The organism is Methanoculleus frigidifontis, assembly GCF_030464345.1.
GTDB classification, from domain to species: Archaea; Halobacteriota; Methanomicrobia; order Methanomicrobiales; family Methanoculleaceae; genus Methanoculleus_A; species Methanoculleus_A frigidifontis.
This window is the reverse complement of record NZ_VCYH01000008.1, coordinates 137,423-157,983: the sequence shown is the minus strand read 5'-3', so window position 1 is coordinate 157,983 and position 20,561 is coordinate 137,423. Positions and strand designations below refer to the sequence as shown.

Sequence of the window (20,561 nt, the reverse complement as noted above, 5' to 3'; positions counted from 1 at the left end):
GGCCCCACCCCCATGGCGATAGCCGCCACGGTCCACGGCATGCGGGCATGCGTGAGAAAGAAGGCCGAACTTCGGGAACCGGCCTGATCAGGCACCAATCTCGTCAGGGAAGCATGACAGCCGGAAGAGAGCTTCACCAAATCCCGATACTGGAAATCTTCTCCCCGTGGTATTTTTTTGTCATGAACGCGGGTTGGTGGATAGCGTAATTTCGGTCGGATTCTCTGCGATCACGTATCAGGTATATGCTGGAGCACTACCCCGGCATGCCGGGGCGGGGCAAACCTTCGGCCGAAAGCAAAATCGCGAAAATACCCGCCGCGAACACCGCCGGACGGGTTTCTCCGGACCCGCCTGTCCGAAGGTTGAAGAGGGCCGGTGCAGATTAGTACCTATGCACCGCCGGGAAATCACCTTCTCAAAGAATGTCTTCCTCCCCCTGACAACCGTCTGCTTCAACCGGTGCAGCTACTGCTGTTTCAGAACACCGGCGCAGGACGGGTGCATCCTGCCCCCGGGCGAGGTGCTCCGCACCCTTGACAGCGGCGCGAGGGTCGGAGTCACGGAGGCGCTCTTCACCTTCGGCGAGCGTCCGGGACGGGTGCCGGGATTCCCGGGCCTGCTCAGCGCCCTCGGGTACGGCGACATTCTGGACTACTGCTACGATCTCTGCTGTGCAGCCATCGACCGCGGACTCCTGCCGCACACCAACGCCGGGATACTCACGTATGCCGAGCTCGAGCGGCTGCGCGAGGTGAACGCCAGCATGGGGCTGATGCTCGAGACCACGGCAGAGGTGGAGGCGCACGCACACTCGCCCGGGAAAGATCCTGCGGTGCGGATCGAGATGATGGAGAACGCAGGAAAACTGCGGATCCCGTTCACGACCGGCATCCTGATCGGCATCGGCGAGACGATGGACGACCGTGAGGAGTCGCTCCGGGTCATCCGCGACCTCCACCGGCGCTACGACCATATCCAGGAGGTCATCGTCCAGAACTTCTGCCCGAAAGAGGGGACGGCGATGGAGCATGCACCGGTGCCCGGCACCGACGACCTCTGCAGGGCGATCAGCCTCGCACGGGAGATCCTCCCGCCGGAGGTTGCGGTGCAGATCCCGCCGAACCTTGCCGACGCCGCCTACCTCATCGACTGCGGCGTCGACGACCTCGGCGGGATCTCACCGCTCACCATCGACTACGTCAACCCGGAGCATCCGTGGCCCCAGATCGAGCAGCTGCAGAACCTCGTCGGCGACGCCGTGCTGCGCGAGCGGCTCTGCATTTATCAGCGCTTCATCGAGAAAGGGTGGGTATCGCCGACGCTCGAACCCCTGGTGCGCCGGCTCGCGGACAGGCTTCATACCGCCGGCGGCGGAGATGAAGCATAGACTCATTCAGTATAAAGGCTAATAAATAAGGGAGAGATCAGGACATGCAACAGCGTGACTTTCTGTACCAGGGCAAGGCAAAAACGATCTACCGGTCCGACGTACCGGGGACGCTCATCGTACGGTTCCGGGACGACATTACGGCCTTCGACGGCGAGAAGAAAGACGTTCTCACCATGAAGGGGAGATACAACGCCGAGGTCTCGGCATTCTTCTTCCGGATGCTGGAAGAGAACGGCATCAGGACGCACTTCCTCGGCATGATCGACCCGGACACCATGGCGGTGAAGGAACTGGCGATGATACCCATTGAGGTCATCGTCCGGAACGTCGCAGCAGGCTCGATCGTCCGGCGCTATCCCTTCACCGAGGGGGCGCCCCTCGACCCGCCCGTGATCGTCATCGACTACAAAGACGATACCCGGCACGACCCCATGCTCAATGACGACCTGATCCTTGCACTCGGTCTGGCGACGCGGGAAGAGCTCGACCGGATCAAGGCGATGGCACTCACCATCAACGAAATCCTCAGAGCGCACCTTGCAGAGCGGGGCATCACCCTCGTCGACTTCAAGCTCGAGTTCGGCCGCGGGGACGCCGAGATCTGTCTCGGCGACGAGATCAGCATGGACTCGATGCGCCTCTGGGATGCAGAGACCGGCCAGTCGATGGACAAGGATGTATACCGGTTCGACAAAGGGGATGTCGTCGCCGAGTACTCTCGGGTGGCGCAGCGGATCATCACCTGATTTTCCAGGGAGGAATACTGCCATGAAGTATGATGTAACAATCACCATTGCACTGAAAGAAGGAATGCTCGACCCGGAGGCGCGTGCCATCCGGCACGCCCTCGCCAACCTGGGTTTCGAGACCGAACACCTGCGCACGGCACGGCTCTTCCGGATTACCCTGGATGCGCCGACGCCGGAGGACGCCCGCACGGAAGCGGAGAAGATGTGCGAACGCCTGCTGGCAAACCCCGTCATCCACCACTATACGGTTGAGGTCGCAGAATGAGGTTCGCGGTCGTCCAGTTCGGCGGGAGCAACTGCGATCGGGATACCCACCACGTCCTCGCAGAGGTCTGCGGCGTCGAGACCGACCTCGTCTGGTACAAGGACGGACTGCAGCAGCCGTACGACGCGGTCGTCCTCCCGGGCGGGTTCTCCTATGGAGACTATCTCCGGGCAGGGGCGATCGCGGCACGGACACCGGTCATGCAGGACATTCTCCGGCACGCGAAAGAGGGGCGCCTCATCCTCGGGATCTGCAACGGAGCACAGATAGGCTCTGAAGCAGGCCTGGTTCCGGGCACGTTCACGCTCAACGCCTACCCGAAGTTCATCTCCCGCCACGTGCACCTGCGGGTCGAGAACGACACCTCGCCGTTCACCTCGGCGTACCGGAAAGGCGACGTCATCAAGATCCCCATCGCCCATAAGGAGGGGCGGTACGTGGCGCCGCCGGGCGTCGTCGAGACACTGAACCGGGAGGGGCGGGTCGCGTTCCGGTTCTGCGACGAAGAGGGGCAGGTCACGCCCGAGAGCAACCCGAACGGCTCGGTGGAGAATATCACCGGCATTCTCGGGGGCAGCGCCTGCAACGTGATGGTCATGATGCCCCACCCCGAGCGGGCGTCGGAGACGGTGCTCGGGTCGGACGCAGGTATACGAATATTTAACTCAATGATAACCCATATCGAACAGCACGGATAGAGAGATCCCATCGTCGGAGCAGAGAGTATGACGGAAGAATCGATCGAGGAGATGCGTGCCTGGGCGCGGAATTACGCAAAAGAGCGGGGCTGGATCCTCAACCCCGACGAAAAGCAGCTGAACACGGTTCTCCGGGGGCTTTCCCGGAACAAAGAGCGGTTCGGGGAGCAGTACTGCCCCTGTCGTCTCCGGAGCGGCGACGCTGAGAAAGACCGCATCATCATCTGCCCCTGCGTCTATCACGAAGAAGAGATCAAAGAAACAGGAAAGTGCCACTGCAACCTCTTTTTCAGGAAAAAGAACGGATAGCAGGGCGCTTCCGAGATCCCCACAGGGGACGCCTGCTGCTCTTCTCCGAAAAAGGCCCTCTCCTCTGCGGGCACGCCGTGGTGAAAGATCGCCGCGGCGTCCCGTGATTACCGCCCGCCGTCCGAGCGGTACCCGATAGCGTGGTAGATTGCATAGAACCCGACGACCACCGCAACGGCATACCCCATGATGGCCAGCCAGGTGATGTAGTCGGGGAGCACCACATCCGATACCCGCAGGATGAGCGACGACCCGACGACGATCGCCGCGACGATCAGGCCGATGAGGACCTTGTCGGTGACGTGATCGAGGGTATCCACGATCTGGGCAAGGTTGCTCTTCTCCACCTCAAGGGTTATCGATCCCTCGGAGACGTTCTGAAGCGTGTCGGCAATGGAGCGGGGGAGGGCGACGAGGCTGTCGACGGCCTCGGCGATTGCGTGCCCTGCGCCCAGCACCCGTTTTGGGGAAAACCGTTCCTGTACCACGATCTCGGTGATGTATGGCCGTATCTTCCGGTCGAAGTTGAACGTCGGGTCCAGCGCCGTGCCGACGTCCATCACCATGACGATCACCTTCAGCATCAGCATCAGCGTCGGCGGGACGCGGATCCGGTAGCGGCGAAGGGTATCGGTGAGGCCCATGAGCGCCATCCCGAAGTCGAACTGCTGGATCTGCATATCCCGGTAGTCGACGAGCACCAGGTAGATCTCGTCCTTGACATTCTCGAGGTCCTCGGGCTTGATTGAGACACCGAGATGTTTGAACGCATCGATGACCCGGTCGACGTCGGTCTCGACGATAGCAAGGAGGAGGTCGATGAACCGCCGTTTCTTCTCGGGGCGCAGCAGCCCGACGATCCCAAAATCCAGAAAGACGATAGAGCCCCGGTCGGTCACCAGCAGGTTGCCCGGGTGGGGGTCTCCGTGGAAGAAGCCGTCGATGAATATCTGCTTGATGTAGGCGTAAAATCCCCGCTCTGCAAGCTCGCCCGGGAGCAGCCCCATCTTCCGGAGCGCATCGACGTCGTCGATCCGCACGCCTTCCACGTATTCCATCGTCAGCATGCGGGTGCCGCTGTAGTTCCAGTAGATCTTCGGCACGCGGACACCGTGGACGTCCCGCATGTTCCGCCCGAGCCTCTCTGCGTTCTTCCCGTCCTGTACGAAATCGAGCTCCCTGCGGATCTGCAGGGCAAACTCATCGACGATCCCGCTGGGGTTGTAGACCCGCAGATCCGGGTACATCATCTCGACCCTGTCGGCGAGCGACCGGAGTATCAGAAGATCGATCTCGATGAGATCGACGATCCCGGGCCGCTGCACCTTGAGGGCGACCACCGACCCGTCCTTCAGGACGGCGCGGTGGACCTGCGAGAGGGATGCCGCGGCGCATGGCTCCTCCTCGATGAGGTCGAAGCACTCACCGAAGTTCGGACAGTACTCCCGGATCACGGGCAGAACATCGCTGTACGGCAGCGGGGCGACCTGGTCCTGCAGTTTCTGCAGTTCTTCGATCAGCTCGGGCGGCAGCAGCTCCCGCCGGGTGCTTGTAATCTGGCCGAACTTGATGAAGGTGGGCCCAAGCTCCTCGATGGCCAGCCGGATGCGTTCGTACACCGACCGCTCCTCGACTTTCTGCCGTTTTTTAAACGCACGCAGCCGTTCAGAACCAGGGAAGACCTCTTCGACCAGGATCCCGAACCCGTACTTGATCAGGACGTCGGCGATCTGCCCGTAGCGCTGGAACCGGGTGACCATTGAGCAACCCTTCTGCCGTTTTGGTACTTAATGAGTTTGCTCGATCGGGCTGCCTGCTCACGCTCTTGCAGTCAGGGAGCCGGGCGGGTGATGCGCCGGAGCATCTTCCAGGGGTAGGGAACGGCAAGGAAGAGCAGGACGGCGGCAATCACCGGCAGGGGTATGGTGAAGAGCCCGACGTTCAGGGTAAACGCATCGGCGATGTAGCCTGTCGCGGCGACGCCCATGCCGCCCGCCCCGACGGCGAGCCCGAGCATCAGCCCGGAGATCAGCCCGACGCTCCGCGGCATCAGCTCGTGCCCCATCGCGACGGTCACCGAGAAGGTCGACCAGAGGGTAAAGCCGAAGATCATCAGCACCGCGAGCGAGAGGATGCCGTCCGTTGCGAGGAAGAGATAGAAGAGCGGGATTGCAGCAACGAGGCCGACAAGTGTGTACTCTTTGCGGCCGTAACGGTCCGAGATCGTCCCGCCGACGACCTGGCCGATCACGCCGGCGAGGAGCATCCCCGAGACCAGCAGGTTCGCGGTGACGAGGTCGAACCCCCGGGTCGTGAGGAACGTCGGGAGGTAGGCGACCGAGGCGAATATCGCCCATGCCCGGAGCGCGGAGGCGGCGACCAGGACGGCCACCGGCCGCAGCGATGCCTTTCCACCCGCCGGGGTTTTCAGCGCCGAGACCTTCGGCGGCCGAGATGGCGGCGGGGGCAGGACGGTGCGGAGGACAACGGCCATGATGATGCCGGGGACGGCGAGGAAGACCAGTCCGGGCAGGCCGAAGAACCCCACCACCACGCCGGCGCAGATCGGGCCGATGGCAAACCCGAGATTCCCTCCGACGACGAAGTAGGAGGTGATCCTGCCCCTGCTTGCGTCCTGCGTCAGTCTGCTGACCGTTCCGAGCGCGCTCGGGTGGAAGAAGGCGTGCCCGAGCGCCGCAAGCCCGGCACAGACGAGCACCAGGGTATAGTCCGTGACGACGCCGATGATCGAGATGAAGACCGCGCTCATCAGGACGCTGATGCTGACGTGGACGGCGATCCCCCGGGTGTCGTACGCCCAGCCGACGACCGGCTGCATAAACGACGAGGTCAGGTTGTAGACCGTGATGATCAGGCCTGCCAGGAAGTAGGTGTAGCCCTCCTGGGCGATGAGCAGCGGCATGATCGCCGGAAGAACGGGTGAATAGATATCGGTCACCAGGTGGGCGGTCGAGAGCCCCCAGACGGATTTTGTATTCGACGTCACGGTATCAGATGCGGCGGTAATGTATGACTTCAACAGCAATATCTGCCCGGTCCTTCCGGTGGTGCGCGAAGGTGCGGCGCATCGGGAAGGAGCAGGCGATCACCTCCTCGACGGCGGCCCGGCCTTCCGTATAGGCGGCTACAAACGGGCTGGAGCCGCCGTTGAAGATGCCGTAGACCTCGCTCGCGAGCTGCAGGCTCCGGTCGATGAACGGCCGGTCGGCATGCGCCTTCTGCGCCCCGAAGGGCGGGTTCATGACGACGGTGTCGCACCGGAGGGAGCTCCAGTCGAACCCCTCGTCACGGACGTCGCCGACGAGGAACCCTATCTGTGCATCGACGGCATCGGCGTTCTTCCGCGCCGCGGCGACGGCGCCCGGGTCGATATCGATGCCGACGACCGAGGATGCCCCGAGCAGCGCGGCGCCGCAGGCGAGGATGCCGGTGCCGCACCCGAGGTCGCAGACCGCCCTGCCTTCGATCGCGCCCTGCATATATGCGTGGAAGAGGAGGCGGGCTGCAACGGCAGGAGGCGTCTGGTACTGTTCGAGCCGGGCGCTCGGCCGCGCAAACCCGGCCAGGCGCTCAAGCCGCATCTCAAGGTGCCGCAGGTTCATGGACAGAGGTACTCGTCGATGGCGTAGTCTTCAAACCGCCGGACGCCGCAGAGGATCTCGAACTCTTCGGGGCTGAGCACCGGCACCGGGAACCGCACCTGGTCGTCGTAGGCGAGCCGCGGGCAGGCGGTGTTGACGTAGCAGGCGAACCCGAGATTGAGGAGTTCGTCCGGGCAGACCTCGCGCATCGTGACCAGCACCGCACGGTCGGAGAGGGCGGCAAGCCGGCGGGCGAGGTCGAGCCGCTGCTGCCCGCTCTTGGTGCTGACGATGATCCCAACGCTCTCTGCGTCCCGGGCCTTCTCCATCACGGCGAACCTCCTCCTGATCAGGCGGGAGGCGTCAACCTCCTGTGCCGTCCCGGTGTAGGGATCGAGCGCGACGACCCGGGCGCCGGTCGCCAGCTGGACGCCGATCGGGTGGAAGAGCCCGGTGCCGACGTAGAGGAACTCCTCCGCGCCGGTCGCACGCGCCGCCGAGAAGTTGCAGCCGAGCACCTGCCCGCGGAGGGGCGAGCGGCCGTCCCCCGGTGCGGCGACGCCCTCAATGCCGCGGCTCTCGAGGAACGCCGCCATCGCATCGATCTGGTGGACGTGCTGGACGGTGGTGATGAGGCCGATCCGTTTCTTCGAAAGAAGCGGCAGGGCTTTCTCCAGCACCGAAACGTCGATATCGGCCGCTGCCCGCTCGTAGATCACGCGGGCACGCTCTTCGACCGGCGCGTGCCCGAAGTGCACCAGGACGTCGGCAAGGTCGAGCGCGTCGAGGTCGAGGTCGCAGGCACCGTAACAGGGATCGCCGCTGACGATCACCGCAAACCCGGCATCCCGGAGCGCCGCGGCGACCGGCCAGGCCTGCCGCTTCAGCCCGGCAGGGAACTGGAGGGCGACGCTGTGTGCGCCGCGGCTCCGGAGCTTCGCGATGAGGTCATGCGTAGGTATCAACGACACGCACTCCGGACTCGGCGACCGCCACCTTGACCAGGGTCTTGAACGGCCGGCCGATATCCTCGTCGCCGCGGGTGATCACGACACAGATGTCGGCGATCTCGGCGCCGATGTTCTCGAGCGCTCCGATGACCGCACGCATGGTGCCGCCCGTGCTGCAGACGTCGTCGACGATCACAACGCGGTCGCCCTTTGCCACCCCGTTGAGGTAGAGCTCGCCCTTCGAGTATCCGGTCGTCTGGTGGATCGCCACCTCGCCGGGGAGCTCGTAGGGGCGCTTTCTGACGATGACCAGGGGAATATCGGTCATCAGCGAGAGGGTCACTCCGATGTGGATCCCCATCGCCTCGGCGGCGACGATCTTATCGACCCCTTCGAGGTCGAGTATCCGCACCATCGCGCACCCAATCTCCCGGAGGAGCGCCGGTTCGAGGACCGGGACGCCGTCGGTGATCGGGTGGATAAAGTAGTTGTAATCTCCCCGTTTCACCATCGGGGAGGCTTCCAGTGATGTTACCAGCCTATTGAGCATTCAGTTCACCCATGTCGCGCAGGAATGCCTCAATGACGTCCCGGTGCACGTGCGGCATGCAGACGATGCGCATGTGGCCGTTGCGGGTTCTGGAGACGCGCCACCCCGGCGGCGAAGCGTCACAGACGAAGGTCGCCACGTTCACGTCGGGCGTGACGGCGCGGGGGCAGCCGAAGGTCTCCATCCCTTCGACCAGGCGGCGGGTGTTCTCCATGCACCCGGCGACGATGCTGCGCATCCCGTCCATGCCGAGGTATTCGAGGACTGCGAGGGCCGCGGCGACCGATGCGCCGGACCGTGTCCCTGCGAGCGTGCACTCCTGCTTGACAGTAAGATATGGGGTGTCTACATTTAAGCAGTTAAACATCCGCACATCCCGCGTGAGCAGGCAACCGGCCGGGATGGTGCTCATCCCCATCTTGTGGGGATCGATCGAGATGCTGTCGACCCCCGGGAGCAGGAAGTCAAAGGGGGCGGGGTCCGGGAGGAACGGCACCACCATTCCCCCGAAGGCGGCGTCGACGTGGAGGAAGGTATCCTGCTCCTCCGCAACCTCGGAGAGGCGGTCGATGGGATCGACCATCCCGTACTCCGTCGTCCCCACGATGCCGACGATGCATGCCGTGTTCGCATCGACGAGCCCGTCCAGGGCATCGACGTCCATCCGGTAGTTGGCGTCGACCGGCACCGTCCGCATCTCGAGCGAGAGGATATCGCACGCTTTCTCGAACGAGAAGTGGGCGGACGCAGGCACCACGACGTTCGGGCTCGCCACGTCTTTCCTTTTTTTGGCGATCCGGAGCGCCTGGATATTCGACTCGGTGCCTCCCGAGGTCGCGTAGCCGCCGGCCCCGGGATGGTGCAGCAGCGCCCCTATCCGCTCCACAAGCAGATCCTCGAGGGATGCCGTTCCCGGAAAGAGCCCGGGATCGCCGAGATTCGTCTCGATAAACATCGCATGCACCCGTTCTGCAATCGGATGCGGCACGGTGCACATCGAACTTAAGATGTTGTGATAGCCGAGATCCTCTCTCCGCGTGGACGAGAGGAAAGAAAAGAGTTCTTCCTCAGAACATCCGCGTTCACGCATTGTTTCGTCTCGCCATGTCCAGTATCATCTGCTGCTCTTTCCGGGCTACGGCCTCACGTATCCGGGGCACGGCATCGATGTTGGCGGATATGCTGGTGATACCGTGCTCGACCAGCCACGCTGCCATCGACGGGTCCGACCCTGCCTGGCCGCAGATGGAGCACTCGACACCGTTCGCACGGCAGGCGGTGATCGCCAGGTCGATGAGCTTGAGCACCGCAGGGTGCTTCGGCATGTACATGTCGGCGACGTTCTCGTTGTTCCGGTCGACCGCAAGGGTATACTGGACGAGATCGTTCGTCCCGAAGGAGGCGAACCTGATCCCCGCCCTGATGAAGTCCTCGATCAGGATGGCGCTGCTCGGGATCTCGACCATGATACCGAGGGTGACGGCGTCGACGTCGACGCCCCAGCGCTTCATCATCGCCTTCGCTCGGATGAATTCGTCGGGATGGTTCACCAGCGGGAACATAACCCCGAGGTTGTCGTAGCCTGCCGCCCAGAGGCGTTTGAAGGTCTCGACCTGCATCCTGAACTGCTCGGGGGAGTTGAGGTCGCGCCGGATGCCGCGCCACCCGAGCATGGGGTTGTGCTCGGCGGGCTCGTCCTCGCCGCCCTCCATGTTCCGGAACTCATCGGTCGGGGCGTCGAGCGTCCGCACCCAGACGGATTTGCCGGGGAAGGCGTCGAGAACGACCTTGATACCGTCGTAGAGCTCCCGGATGAACTCCTCTTCCTTTCCTTTGTTGATGTACCAGCCGGGGGTCTTCTGCAGGCCGAGGATCAGGTGCTCGATCCGGAGCAGGCCGACGCCGTCCGCACCCGTCGCGGCGGCACGCTGCGCCGCTTCGGGCAGGGAGACGTTCACCTTGACGAGCGTGCCGGTGATGACCGGTGCCGGGGCGCCGGCGACCGGGGCTGCCGCCTCTTCCTTCTTCGGCGTAGCAACCGCTCCCTCGTAGACGACACCCTTCTCACCGTCGACCGTGACCATCTGACCGGCCTTGAGCAGCTTCGTCGCCTTCTTCGTGCCGACGACTGCGGGCGTCCCGAGCTCGCGGCTCACAATGGCAGCGTGGCAGGTCATACCGCCCTCATCGGTGATGATGGCACTCACCCGCCGCATGGCGGGGACCATATCGGGGTTGGTCATCTTGGCGACGAGGATGTCACCGTCTTTGACCCCACGCGTATCCTTGATGTCGTGGACGATGGCAACACGGCCGCTGGCGACGCCGGGCGAGGCGCCCTGCCCTTCCAGCAGGACTTCTCCAGGCCCTTCACCCGACTCCTCGGCAGGCAGGGCCATCTCCGCACGTTTGATCGTCGTGATCGGCCGGGACTGCAGGATGTAGAACTCGCCGTCCACGATAGCCCACTCAATATCCTGCGGGATGTCGTAGTGGTCTTCTGCGATCTTGCCGAGCGTGGAGAGGCGTGCCACCTCCGCATCGGAGAGAACCGCTGCGTCACGCTGCTTCGGCGTCAGTTCCACGATCTTCGTGCCCTTCTCCCCGTTCGGGAGGATGGCCACCTCTTTCTCCGCGATCAGGCGGTCGACAACACGCTCCGTGCGCAGGTCAAAGACGTACTTGTCGGGAGAGACGCTGCCGGAGACGACCGCTTCTCCAAGGCCCCAGGACCCCTCGATGATCGTCAGGGGTTCGCCGGTGACCGGATGGGACGTGAATAAGACCCCGGCCTTCTCGGACTGGACAAGCTGCTGGACGACCACGGCAATGTTGACCGACCGGTCGTCAAAGCCCTGCTTGGCGCGATAATATATTGCACGTGCACCATAAAGCGATGCCCAGCAGTGCTGGACGGCCTCCAGAAGGTCGCCGTCTCCCTTGATATTCAAAAAGGTCTCCTGCTGGCCGGCAAAACTCGCCTCGGGCAGATCCTCGGCGGTCGCGCTGGACCTGACGGCGACGATGAGGCCGTCCTCGCCCATCCGCCCGTAGGCATCGGTGATATCCTCACGGATCTGATCCGGCAACGCGGCGTTCAGCACGAGGTCCTGCACCTCGCGCGACACGGACTCCAGGGCATCGGTATCGTCAACGTCAAGGCGGTCGAGTTTCTTAAAAATCGTGTCTTCAAGACTAGATTCTACCAGAAATCTCCGGAATGCCTGAGCGGTCACCACAAATGCCTTCGGCACGGGAAGCCCGATCGAGGTCATTTCTCCGAGAGAGGCTCCTTTTCCCCCTACAGAAACGATATCTTCTTTCTTTATCTCTTCGAGCCACAGAACATTGGGCATTTGTTTCATGCTCGCACCACACATATACTTCTCATCATCATTTAAAATATTTCGGAAGAAAAAGATGAATACCGATGGTGCAGAATGAGTATGGGTTATTACTGTGAGCTACAGAGTGCTGGTCAGCGATCCGCTGGCAGACGAAGGGCTTGAGATCCTGCGGGAATTTTGCACCGTGGATGTCAGAACCGATCTGGACGAGGACGAGCTCGTTCAGGCTATCGGGGACTATGATGCGCTTTTAGTGCGCTCCGGCACGGAGGTTACGCTGCGCGTCATCGATGCGGGGGCGAAACTCAAGTTCATCGGGCGTGCAGGCGCCGGAGTCGACAATATCGATATGGACGCGGCGACGCGCAGGGGGATCATCGTCGCGAACGCGCCGGAGGGCAACACGCTCGCGGCGACGGAGCATACCATGGCGATGATGCTCTCCCTCGCCCGCAATATCCCCCAGGCAAGTGCATCCTTAAAGACAGGAGAATGGAAGCGCTCGAAGTTCATGGGCGTCGAGCTGAACGACAAGACGCTCGGTATCGTCGGCTTCGGCCGTATCGGCCAGGAGGTCGCGAAACGCGCACGGGCGCTCGAGATGAAATGCGTCGCCTACGACCCGTTCATCAGCAAGGAGCGCGCCGCACAGCTCGGCGTCGAGCTGCTGCCGCTCGACGAACTCTTCCGGGTCGCCGACGTGATCACGGTGCACACGCCCCTGATCAAGGAGACGCGGCATGTCGTCAACGCTACCAGCATCGCCACGATGAAGGACGGGGTGCGGATCATCAACTGCGCCCGCGGCGGTATCATCGACGAAAAAGCGCTCGCCGAAGGAGTTGCGAGCGGCAAGATCGCAGGGGCGGCACTCGACGTCTTTGAGAGCGAGCCGCCGACGGACTCCCCGCTCCTCGGGCTCGACCGGGTGATCGTGACGCCGCACCTCGGGGCGAGCACCGTCGAGGCGCAGAAGAACGTCGCCATATCGGTCGCACGGCAGTGCATCAGTGTCCTCGAAGGCGGGGCGGCGAAGTACGTGGTGAACGCACCGATGGTGCCTCCCGAGCAGGCGGAGACGATCGAGCCCTACGCACGCCTCGCCCAGAAGATGGGCCGGCTCCTCATCCAGCTCGTGGAGGGGCCGCTCGAGTCGGTGGAGATCACCTACGGCGGCGAGATTGCGCGGATGCCGAACACCAAGTACATCACCCGCACCGCCCTCAAGGGACTGCTCGATCCCATTCTCCAGATGCCGGTCAACATCGTCAACGCCGAGTTCGTGACAAAGGAGCGCGGGATCCGCATGAGCGAGACCACGACCGAAGAGGCGCAGGGCTTCAAGAACATCATCACGATCACCGTGAAGACCGACCGGATGACCGAATCGGTCAGCGGCAATCTCTCGGGCCAGAACAAACCGCGGATCGTCAACATCGGCGGCTACATGACCGACCTGACGCCGACCGGCCACGTCGTCATCTCGCGCCATACCGACCGGCCCGGCGTGATCGGCCAGGTCGCCACCATCCTCGGCAGGGTGAACGTCAACATCGCCGGGATGCAGGTGGGCCGCAACAAACCCGGCGAGGAAGCGCTGATGGTGCTGACGGTGGACAGCGCCGTCCCCGCCGAGGCGATGACCGAGATCTGCGACGTCGCCGGGATCCATACCGCGAAGCACGCCGAGATTTAACCCGGAATCCCGAACCGGCGCCTTCATTTTTTCCGGAAAACGGACGAACGGCGGGGGTCTCCCGGCGTGACAAAAGCCAATTTTTTTATATCCTGATCACCAACGGTATAGAGCACAAGGCACACGGGCTCGTGGTCTAGCTGGTTATGACGTCGCCTTGACATGGCGGAGGTCCTGAGTTCGAATCTCAGCGAGCCCATCTTTCTTTTGTGATCGTTCCCTGCTTCGTAAGATTCGTCTGCACGCCATTCTTCTCCGGGTTTCGGTGCACGCGCCGTGCGGCGGTTCGCCTGCGGCTGAAAGCCGAAAAGAAACCTTCGTAAGCAGCGAGGTCTATTCTGCATATATCGACGGGGCGGATACCGGTGGCGAAATTTATTCTGACCGACGTTGAGACCGGAACGCAGGTCCGGCACCGCATCCGGAGCATGCGGCAGGCGCTCCGGCAGCAGGAGTGGTACGAGACGCGTCTCGGACGGCGGGTGAAGATCGAGAAGGTGTTTCGGAGTTGACGGCTGGCGCAGGAGCGGGGGCAGTATGAGGCTGCCCCTCACAATGCTGCTTCTCGTCGCCGTCGCGGCGGCCGCGAGCACGGGCGCAGCAAACCTCTCCCTGCCCGACCGCGGCGCCCCGGAGAGCGTGCTCGGGACCGCCGAATCGATGTGGGAGTTCGTCACGTGGCTGGTGCAGCTCGGCGACGATTGCATGGCGTTCGCCCACGACGTGCTCCGGTATCTCCAGGTGGGGAGCGAATATATCGAACGCTTCACTGAGGCGATGGAGACGGGGAGGGATCTCGTAAACGAGACCCGCAAGCAGGCACAGACGTGAGGGAATAGGAGCCTTTTCCCGGCTCTACCGGCAGACGGAGGTATACCGCAGGCCGTGCCGGGCTTGTCGCAGGCGGGGTCTGCGGTTGACCCTGATTGACTCACCCTCCAACCGCCGAAAAATACGGGGTCGAATTTCGACCGGATTCACCTCTGGTATCGGATATACGGGTTGCTGAACCGGAGGCAGCCGGCACTCACGATGCGGCGACGACCTCCCCGCCCGTGACATCGAGCATCAGCTTCTCGGCGATACCGCTCTCCTTCAGCCATGCATGATAGTTCTTTACCCCCTCCCGGGCGAGGTCCTCGGACTCCCACTCAACGACGGCGACGGTGGTATGGGCATCCACCAGCACCAGCTGATACCGGATAAAACCCGGCTGTTCCCGCAGGACACAAAGCCCCTCATCGCGGACCTGTGCCAAGATCGCGTCACCCTCGGCCGTGTTCAGATCGATACGCCACCACCCGACAGCTACCCGCAGATACGTCACTCGATTCCTCCTCCACGCAATCCGATCTCTGACTCACGGGAATATGAAGGTATGGTATCCGCAGCCGGGAGACGTCCGCAACCGTTTTCCCCATCGGCGCCCATTCGGTTTCTATGGCAATCGTGGTCGGCTCCGGGGCAGGCGGCGGGGCTATTGCACGGGAACTGGCGGCACGGGGGCACGAGACGCTGGTGATCGAGCGCGGCCCGGCGCTATTAGAAGAGCAGCACGCCCACCGCTACTACGCAAACGTCGATGCCGGGATGAAGATCATGCGGGTCTGCTGCCTCGGCGGCACAACGACGGTCTCTGCCGGAAACGCCGTCCGGTGCCTCGAGGCAGAACTTGCAACGCTCGGGATCGATCTCTCCCGGGAGTTTGCCGAGCTCGAGGCCGAACTCGGGGTGCAGGAGCTCCCGGACGACCTCATCGGCGCAGGAACGCTCCGCCTGATGGACGCCGCACGCCGCCTCGGCCTTCCGGTCTTCAGAATGCCCAAGTTCATCGACCCCGACCTGTGCACCCGCGACGGGCAGTGCGCGTTCGGCTGCCCGACGTCTGCGCGGTGGACGGCCACCAGGTTCGTCCGGGATGCGGAGGCGATGGGGGCGCGAATACGGACCGATACGGTCGCCGGCGAGGTGCTGACACGCCACGGCGAGGTCTGTGGCGTGCGATGCGGGGCGGAGGAGATCGCGGACGATATCGTGGTGCTTGCCGCCGGGGCTCTGGAGACGCCGAGGTTTCTTGAGAGCCTTGGCCTCCCGACATCGCCGCTCTTCGTCGACACCTTCACGACCATCGGCGGCGTCTGCCCGGGAGCGGGGCTCCACACCGACATCCCGATGGCTGCGTTCGTTCCCTTTGCGGGGGGGATTATCCTGCCCCACTACGCACGCCAGCTCGCCGATCTGCTACAGGCCGGGCAGGGCGACATCCTCGGGCTCATGGTGAAGATCCGCGACGACGACGCCGGAACGGTGGGAGCGGTTGTCGCGAAGGGGGTGACCGTCAGGGACGCAGCGTCCCTCTCCGGCGGAGCCGCCATGGCTGGGGCAGTTCTCGCAGAGGCGGGAGCAGACCCGGCGACGTTCGCCGCAACCCCGCTACGGGGGACACACCCGGGCGGGACGGCACGGATCGGTGTTGCGGTCGACCGGAACCTGGAGACGGGGGTGAGCGGGCTCTACGTCGCGGACGCCTCGGTGCTGCCGGCAGCGCCGGGCGCACCGCCCATCCTGACGATCATGGCGCTCGCCAGGCACGCGGCACGGCAGATGGGGTAGCGGGGCAGGTCTTCACGGCTCCTCGGATGCACCGCCTGCAGAGCGGGGCCGGGTATCGGACGGCGCGGCCGCCGGTTCCCGCCGCCGCACGCCGGCAAGATCGCTCCCCGGCATCCGCTCCAGCACCCGCACGATGACGTACGTGGCTGCAAGCGTCACGGCAAAGAGGAGCGGGTAGAAGAGCCAGGACGAGGTGCCGATGGCCAGGTCTGCGAAGACGCCGACCAGCACCGCGATGACGAGCGGGTGGATGAGGTAGATCCCGTACGAGTTCTCGCCGATGCTCCGGAGAGCGGCAGAGCTACGGGATGCCGAGGGTGCCAGGCGTTCCGCGGCGAGGAAGAGGAGGAGAAAGACCGGCAGGTACATGACCGGTTCGGCAATCCGGTAGATGCAGAAGTAGGCCGGAGAGACGGTGCTGAAGTGGCCGGACCCGGCAATCCCGACCGACCACATCGCAGTGAGAAGAAGCGTCACCAGGACGACGACGAGAAGCATCGCCTGCCAGGGAACGCGCTGCCGGACGTGCAGGAACGCATCGGTATGCCGTGAGGCGGCGATGCCGAGGACGAACCAGAAGAGGTGCGAGACGAAGATGCGTATCAGCAGCGCGTACCAGACCGTCCCGGCAAACGCCCCGGCGAGATGTGCGCCGGCGTTCCAGAGGGTCTGCACGAAGAGGAGCGCAAGGAGCAGGAAGAGAACCGTCCCGCGCCGCTCAAATGCGGTATACCCGAGGAAGATGAGCGGGAAGAGCAGGTAGAACTGGGCGATCAGGACGAAGAACCAGAGGTGGTAGTGAGCCGTGCCCGTCAGGAAGGCGAGCGCGGCGGCATCGACGGAGGGGAGCTGCAGCGTTCCGGTGAGGGAGAGGGCGCCGAAGGCCGGGAGCAGGACGTACACCGCAGAGAAGAGGAGGTAGGGCGGCCCGATCGTCAGGAACCGCCGGCGGTAGAAACGGCGCAGCGGATACGTGCCGGAGTAGCGGAGCGCCAGAACAAACCCGGAGATGAAGAGGAAGAGCGGCACCGCGAAGTGCATGACGATGTAGAGGGCGAGGTTCACCGCTGCAAGCGCGTCGACCCGGGCAGCCTCGGTGAAGAAGACGGAGACGTGGACGACGATGACCGCCAGTATCGCAAAGCCCCGCAGGTACTCAAGCTCTCCGATCCGGGCCGTCATGGATCACCACACAGCGCTTGCTCCTGAGGTGCGCAATCCATATGATGGTGTCGACGCCGGCCGGCTGCCGGGGGAAAGAGCATATACCCCCACAGCGCCTGTATGATCACCAGAGGTCAGGAAAGATTCGCATGCAGTACTCGCAAGGCCGTATCGGCAGGGTCTTTACCATCAGGTTCGAACACGGGGAGGATTTTCTCACCGAACTCGACCGCTTCGTCCGGACGGAGAACGTCAGCGCCGGCACGGTTCAGTTCCTCGGCGCGCTGCGGGAAGGGCAGGTAATCACGGGGCCGAAAGAGCCGGTGATACCCCCGGTGCCGCAGCACCAGGACCTCTACGGGGGCTGGGAGATCCTCGGGTTTGCCACCATCTACCCCGGTCTCGAGGGGCCGGCGATCCACCTTCACACAACGGCGGGCAGGGGCATAAAAGCGGTCACCGGCTGCCTGCGGAAGAAGGCGGAGGTCTACCTGGTGGTAGAGGCGGTCGTCACCGAGTTCATCAACATCCGGGCAAGCAGAGTGCACGACGAAGCGACCGGGCTGCTCCTCCCTGTCTTCGAGCAGACGCTTGAGCCGGAGCAGGAGCGGCCGCCGGAAGAAACGGCACAATGACGGCCGCCGAGAACCGCCGCCAGCCCCGTCACCTCCCGATCTCGATGGACGAGGCCGAGACTCTCGGAATCGGCCGGTTCGACGTCATCATCGTCTCGGGAGACGCGTACGTCGATCACCCCGCCTTCGGAGCCGCGCTGCTCGGCAGAGTGCTCTGGGACGCGGGCTACTCGGTCGGGATCGTTGCGCAGCCCGACTGGCGGCACGACGAGGACTTCCTCCGCCTCGGCAGGCCGCGCCTCTTCTTCGCCGTCTCGGCAGGCAATGTCGACTCGATGGTGAACAATTTCACCCCGAACAAGAAGCGCCGTGCGGGCGACGTCTACTCGCCGGGCGGCAGGCCGCGGCGGCCAGACCGGGCGACCCTCGTCTACACCGATCGGCTCCACGCCCTCTTTCCGGATACCCCGATCGTCATCGGCGGGATCGAGGCGAGCCTCCGCCGCTTCGCCCACTACGACTACTGGTCCGACGCGGTCAGGCAGTCGATCCTCGCCGACGCCCCCGCAGACCTCCTCGTCTACGGCATGGGCGAGCGGCAGGTGACCGAGATCGCACGCCGCCTCGCCGCGGGCGAGAGCGCGAGTGCTCTCACCGGGATCCGCGGCACCGTCCACCGCACGGAGGTCCGGGCGTGGCGGGAGCGCGACCAGGAAGGGTTCGTCGTCCTGCCCGGCTACGCCGAGGTGAAAGAGGATCGGTATGCCTATGCACGGGCGTTTGCGGCCCACTACCGCGAGCAGGACCCGGTCCGCGGTAGATCGGTCGCACAGCCCCACCCAAAGACCGTCATCATCCAGAACCCTCCGGCGCTGCCGCTCGCCACATCCGAGCTCGACCGCATCTACGAACTCCCCTATACCCGGGAAGCCCACCCCTCCTACACCGAACCGGTTCCGGCGCTCGAACCGGTGCGGTGGTCGGTGACCAGCCACCGGGGATGCTTCGGCTCCTGCTCGTTCTGCGCCCTCACCCACCACCAGGGCAGGATCGTGCAGAGCCGGAGCATCGATTCGGTCGTCCGCGAGGTGGAGCGGATGACCGCGATGCCGGGATTCCGGGGCATCGTGCAGGACGTCGGCGGCCCGACCGCCAACATGTACGGGATGGTCTGCAGCCGCTGGGAGCAGGAAGGGGCATGTGCGGAGCGGCTCTGCAACGGTGCGTGCCGGACGCTCGACGCGGACGCCGCACGCTACCGCCGGCTCCTCGAACGGGTTCTTGAGGTTCCGGGGGTGAAACGGGTCTTCATCGGGTCCGGGATCCGCTACGATCTCCTCCCGGAGGACGACGCGTTCCTTGCAGACCTCTGCGGCCGCCACGTCTCCGGCCACCTGAAGGTCGCACCCGAGCACGTCGCACGGCGGGTGGTCGACCTGATGCACAAACCCCGCAAAGAGGTCTTCGAGAGGTTTCGGGAGCGCTTCGAGAGGCTCCAGGCAGGGAAGAAGAAGAAGCGGCAGTATCTCGTCCCCTACTTCATCTCCGGCCATCCGGGGTGCACCGTCGCCGAGATGGTGGAGCTCGCCGAGTATATCCGGGATACCGGCCTCTACACCGAACAGGTGCAGGACTTCACCCCGACACCGATGAGCGTCTCCACCGCCATGTACCACAGCGGACTCGATCCCTTCTCCCTGCAGCCCGTCCACGTCCCGAAGGGGCGGGAGAAACGGATCCAGCGCGCGCTCCTGCAGTACCGCGACCCGAAGAACGCCGCCCTCGTCCGCGAGGGGCTCCGGATGGCGGGACGGCCGGACCTGATCGGCAGCGGATGGGCCTGCCTGGTCGGGGGCGGCAGAACAGAGGATACGGGGAGGGAGAGCGGTTCACCGCTGCAAGAGAAGAGCGGACACGGCGCCCGACGCCATCCCCGCAGCCGTGATGCCCAGACGGAACGGCACCGGCACCCGGGGCAGGACGAGCATGGTCACCGCAAGTGAGCCGACGGTATTCGGAACCGTCCCGGGCGTCAGCAGCGAGTCGAGCAGGTTCAGGGTGGCGGATCTCCGTTGCGGGCAGTCCTGCACCGGAACCGCTCCCGGACGGCACGGATCGGTCACCAGCGAGATCGCACCGTCCAGCAGGCTCATGGTCGCCGATCGCCACTCCTGCCCGCCGGTCTCAAGAACATACGCCATGAAAGCTCATGGCGGCGCCGAAGTACTTATGCCTTTTTCCGGCGGGCAAACCAGTCCCGAAAGAGAAGCATCATCCGGTGATGGCAGTGTATACAGAGTGCATGCATGTTGCCGGACGTATGCCGCCCGCCGCAGATGACCGGCACGATATGGTCGAAGTGTGTTTGCCCCTCCTCGAGCACCGCACCGCAGATTGCACACGCATGCCCCTGCCGCAGCAGGATCTTTGCAGCAACGGCACCGGTGATATACCCGCCGCGTATCTCTCCGCCGCCGTGCCGCATCGCAAGGTCGCCCCGCATCGCTTTCGTCTCCGCGGATACTACCACGCCCCACCCATAAAAAGGTTGAGAGCGGGCGTTATCCTGCAAGAGGCTGCATAAACTTTTCTTTTCGGAGAGCGGCCGGCGGGAGGAAGTATCCGGAGATAGTGCCGCCTGCTCTTCGAC

22 protein-coding genes and 1 tRNA gene are annotated in these 20,561 nt (G+C 64.0%); 12 read left to right on the top strand and 11 right to left on the bottom strand.

All coding sequences use genetic code 11. The features are described 5' to 3' along the window. Positions 1–394 precede the first annotated feature (394 nt). The 5 genes from cofG to FGU65_RS12430 are packed head-to-tail and all read left to right on the top strand — an operon-like array spanning position 395 to position 3,414. A complete protein-coding gene (gene cofG / locus FGU65_RS12450; RefSeq protein WP_301664813.1) occupies positions 395–1,390 on the top strand; it encodes a 7,8-didemethyl-8-hydroxy-5-deazariboflavin synthase subunit CofG in 996 nt (331 codons plus the stop codon). A 44-nt stretch (positions 1,391–1,434) separates the two neighbouring features. Continuing rightward, the gene (gene purC, locus FGU65_RS12445; RefSeq protein WP_301664811.1) at positions 1,435–2,139 is read left to right on the top strand and encodes a phosphoribosylaminoimidazolesuccinocarboxamide synthase; all 705 of its coding nucleotides are present in this window, start codon (positions 1,435–1,437) and stop codon (positions 2,137–2,139) included. A gap of 22 nt (positions 2,140–2,161) precedes the next feature. After that, positions 2,162–2,407, top strand: a complete 246-nt coding sequence (gene purS / locus FGU65_RS12440) for a phosphoribosylformylglycinamidine synthase subunit PurS (RefSeq protein ID WP_301664809.1) — start codon at positions 2,162–2,164, stop codon at positions 2,405–2,407. Then, a complete protein-coding gene (gene purQ / locus FGU65_RS12435; RefSeq protein ID WP_301664807.1) occupies positions 2,404–3,105 on the top strand; it encodes a phosphoribosylformylglycinamidine synthase I in 702 nt (233 codons plus the stop codon). The genes purS and purQ overlap by 4 nt, the downstream gene beginning before the upstream one ends. A gap of 27 nt (positions 3,106–3,132) precedes the next feature. Next, the gene (locus tag FGU65_RS12430; protein ID WP_301664805.1) at positions 3,133–3,414 is read left to right on the top strand and encodes a ferredoxin-thioredoxin reductase catalytic domain-containing protein; all 282 of its coding nucleotides are present in this window, start codon (positions 3,133–3,135) and stop codon (positions 3,412–3,414) included. 107 nt (positions 3,415–3,521) lie between these two features. Here FGU65_RS12430 and FGU65_RS12425 read toward each other — a convergent pair whose 3' ends face one another. The 7 genes from FGU65_RS12425 to ppsA all read right to left on the bottom strand — a co-directional run bounded on the left by FGU65_RS12425 (position 3,522) and on the right by ppsA (position 11,881). Beyond that, positions 3,522–5,174, bottom strand: coding sequence for an ABC1 kinase family protein (locus tag FGU65_RS12425; protein ID WP_301664803.1), 1,653 nt, complete (start codon positions 5,172–5,174; stop codon positions 3,522–3,524). 71 nt (positions 5,175–5,245) lie between these two features. After that, on the bottom strand, positions 5,246–6,454 hold the full coding sequence (locus FGU65_RS12420; RefSeq protein WP_301664801.1) for an MFS transporter: 1,209 nt from the start codon (positions 6,452–6,454) through the stop codon (positions 5,246–5,248). Next, positions 6,426–7,037: an METTL5 family protein gene (locus tag FGU65_RS12415; RefSeq protein WP_301664799.1), complete on the bottom strand. Its 612-nt coding sequence runs from the start codon at positions 7,035–7,037 to the stop codon at positions 6,426–6,428. The genes FGU65_RS12420 and FGU65_RS12415 overlap by 29 nt, the downstream gene beginning before the upstream one ends. Continuing rightward, a complete protein-coding gene (gene dph2 / locus FGU65_RS12410) occupies positions 7,034–7,987 on the bottom strand; it encodes a diphthamide biosynthesis enzyme Dph2 (protein WP_301664797.1) in 954 nt (317 codons plus the stop codon). The genes FGU65_RS12415 and dph2 overlap by 4 nt, the downstream gene beginning before the upstream one ends. Beyond that, on the bottom strand, positions 7,965–8,516 hold the full coding sequence (gene hpt, locus FGU65_RS12405; protein WP_301664795.1) for a hypoxanthine/guanine phosphoribosyltransferase: 552 nt from the start codon (positions 8,514–8,516) through the stop codon (positions 7,965–7,967). Before hpt ends, dph2 begins: the two co-directional genes overlap by 23 nt. After that, a complete protein-coding gene (mfnA, locus tag FGU65_RS12400) occupies positions 8,506–9,606 on the bottom strand; it encodes a tyrosine decarboxylase MfnA (RefSeq protein WP_301664793.1) in 1,101 nt (366 codons plus the stop codon). The genes hpt and mfnA overlap by 11 nt, the downstream gene beginning before the upstream one ends. Next, a complete protein-coding gene (ppsA, locus tag FGU65_RS12395; RefSeq protein WP_301664791.1) occupies positions 9,599–11,881 on the bottom strand; it encodes a phosphoenolpyruvate synthase in 2,283 nt (760 codons plus the stop codon). The genes mfnA and ppsA overlap by 8 nt, the downstream gene beginning before the upstream one ends. Positions 11,882–11,975: 94 nt before the next feature. On the opposite strand from ppsA, the gene serA reads away from it, so the two are divergent. From serA to FGU65_RS12375, 4 genes are all read left to right on the top strand, one after another. Further along, entirely contained in the window at positions 11,976–13,559 is a 1,584-nt protein-coding gene (serA, locus tag FGU65_RS12390; protein WP_301664790.1) for a phosphoglycerate dehydrogenase, read from the top strand. Positions 13,560–13,684: 125 nt separating this feature from the next. After that, a tRNA-Val gene (locus FGU65_RS12385) sits at positions 13,685–13,758 on the top strand. A 166-nt stretch (positions 13,759–13,924) separates the two neighbouring features. Continuing rightward, positions 13,925–14,071: a hypothetical protein gene (locus FGU65_RS12380; RefSeq protein WP_301664789.1), complete on the top strand. Its 147-nt coding sequence runs from the start codon at positions 13,925–13,927 to the stop codon at positions 14,069–14,071. 25 nt (positions 14,072–14,096) lie between these two features. Beyond that, complete coding sequence (locus FGU65_RS12375) at positions 14,097–14,390, top strand: hypothetical protein (RefSeq protein ID WP_301664788.1); 294 nt, start codon at positions 14,097–14,099, stop codon at positions 14,388–14,390. A 196-nt stretch (positions 14,391–14,586) separates the two neighbouring features. Here FGU65_RS12375 and FGU65_RS12370 read toward each other — a convergent pair whose 3' ends face one another. Beyond that, positions 14,587–14,886 carry a hypothetical protein gene (locus FGU65_RS12370; RefSeq protein ID WP_301664787.1) on the bottom strand — a complete coding sequence of 100 codons (300 nt, stop codon included), beginning with the start codon at positions 14,884–14,886 and terminating at the stop codon, positions 14,587–14,589. A 113-nt stretch (positions 14,887–14,999) separates the two neighbouring features. On the opposite strand from FGU65_RS12370, the gene FGU65_RS12365 reads away from it, so the two are divergent. After that, on the top strand, positions 15,000–16,172 hold the full coding sequence (locus FGU65_RS12365) for an FAD-dependent oxidoreductase (protein ID WP_301664786.1): 1,173 nt from the start codon (positions 15,000–15,002) through the stop codon (positions 16,170–16,172). A gap of 12 nt (positions 16,173–16,184) precedes the next feature. On the opposite strand, the gene FGU65_RS12360 is transcribed toward FGU65_RS12365, so the two are convergent. Then, on the bottom strand, positions 16,185–17,354 hold the full coding sequence (locus tag FGU65_RS12360) for an acyltransferase (RefSeq protein WP_301664785.1): 1,170 nt from the start codon (positions 17,352–17,354) through the stop codon (positions 16,185–16,187). A gap of 131 nt (positions 17,355–17,485) precedes the next feature. Between FGU65_RS12360 and FGU65_RS12355 the strand changes: the two genes are divergently transcribed. Both FGU65_RS12355 and FGU65_RS12350 read left to right on the top strand, forming a co-directional pair. Continuing rightward, positions 17,486–17,971: a PPC domain-containing DNA-binding protein gene (locus FGU65_RS12355; protein WP_301664784.1), complete on the top strand. Its 486-nt coding sequence runs from the start codon at positions 17,486–17,488 to the stop codon at positions 17,969–17,971. Then, complete coding sequence (locus tag FGU65_RS12350) at positions 17,968–19,914, top strand: YgiQ family radical SAM protein (protein ID WP_301664783.1); 1,947 nt, start codon at positions 17,968–17,970, stop codon at positions 19,912–19,914. The genes FGU65_RS12355 and FGU65_RS12350 overlap by 4 nt, the downstream gene beginning before the upstream one ends. On the opposite strand, the gene FGU65_RS12345 is transcribed toward FGU65_RS12350, so the two are convergent. Continuing rightward, positions 19,801–20,112 carry a hypothetical protein gene (locus tag FGU65_RS12345; protein WP_301664782.1) on the bottom strand — a complete coding sequence of 104 codons (312 nt, stop codon included), beginning with the start codon at positions 20,110–20,112 and terminating at the stop codon, positions 19,801–19,803. The two genes, FGU65_RS12350 and FGU65_RS12345, sit on opposite strands and share 114 nt — an antisense overlap. 26 nt (positions 20,113–20,138) lie before the next feature. Continuing rightward, on the bottom strand, positions 20,139–20,441 hold the full coding sequence (locus tag FGU65_RS12340; protein WP_301664781.1) for an HNH endonuclease: 303 nt from the start codon (positions 20,439–20,441) through the stop codon (positions 20,139–20,141). Between the last annotated feature and the right edge of the window lie 120 nt (positions 20,442–20,561).

What these genes read in the sequence shown, in the direction of transcription:
- purS (WP_301664809.1), top strand. Translation starts at nt 2,162, where the DNA reads ATGAAGTATGATGTAACAATCACCATTGCACTGAAAGAAGGAATGCTC.
- ppsA (WP_301664791.1), bottom strand. Translation starts at nt 11,881, where the DNA reads ATGAAACAAATGCCCAATGTTCTGTGGCTCGAAGAGATAAAGAAAGAA.
- purQ (WP_301664807.1), top strand. Translation starts at nt 2,404, where the DNA reads ATGAGGTTCGCGGTCGTCCAGTTCGGCGGGAGCAACTGCGATCGGGAT.
- purC (WP_301664811.1), top strand. Translation starts at nt 1,435, where the DNA reads ATGCAACAGCGTGACTTTCTGTACCAGGGCAAGGCAAAAACGATCTAC.
- FGU65_RS12360 (WP_301664785.1), bottom strand. Translation starts at nt 17,354, where the DNA reads ATGACGGCCCGGATCGGAGAGCTTGAGTACCTGCGGGGCTTTGCGATA.
- FGU65_RS12345 (WP_301664782.1), bottom strand. Translation starts at nt 20,112, where the DNA reads ATGGCGTATGTTCTTGAGACCGGCGGGCAGGAGTGGCGATCGGCGACC.
- FGU65_RS12350 (WP_301664783.1), top strand. Translation starts at nt 17,968, where the DNA reads ATGACGGCCGCCGAGAACCGCCGCCAGCCCCGTCACCTCCCGATCTCG.
- hpt (WP_301664795.1), bottom strand. Translation starts at nt 8,516, where the DNA reads ATGCTCAATAGGCTGGTAACATCACTGGAAGCCTCCCCGATGGTGAAA.
- cofG (WP_301664813.1), top strand. Translation starts at nt 395, where the DNA reads ATGCACCGCCGGGAAATCACCTTCTCAAAGAATGTCTTCCTCCCCCTG.
- FGU65_RS12355 (WP_301664784.1), top strand. Translation starts at nt 17,486, where the DNA reads ATGCAGTACTCGCAAGGCCGTATCGGCAGGGTCTTTACCATCAGGTTC.
- FGU65_RS12430 (WP_301664805.1), top strand. Translation starts at nt 3,133, where the DNA reads ATGACGGAAGAATCGATCGAGGAGATGCGTGCCTGGGCGCGGAATTAC.
- FGU65_RS12375 (WP_301664788.1), top strand. Translation starts at nt 14,097, where the DNA reads ATGAGGCTGCCCCTCACAATGCTGCTTCTCGTCGCCGTCGCGGCGGCC.
- FGU65_RS12415 (WP_301664799.1), bottom strand. Translation starts at nt 7,037, where the DNA reads ATGAACCTGCGGCACCTTGAGATGCGGCTTGAGCGCCTGGCCGGGTTT.
- mfnA (WP_301664793.1), bottom strand. Translation starts at nt 9,606, where the DNA reads ATGCGTGAACGCGGATGTTCTGAGGAAGAACTCTTTTCTTTCCTCTCG.
- FGU65_RS12365 (WP_301664786.1), top strand. Translation starts at nt 15,000, where the DNA reads ATGGCAATCGTGGTCGGCTCCGGGGCAGGCGGCGGGGCTATTGCACGG.
- FGU65_RS12425 (WP_301664803.1), bottom strand. Translation starts at nt 5,174, where the DNA reads ATGGTCACCCGGTTCCAGCGCTACGGGCAGATCGCCGACGTCCTGATC.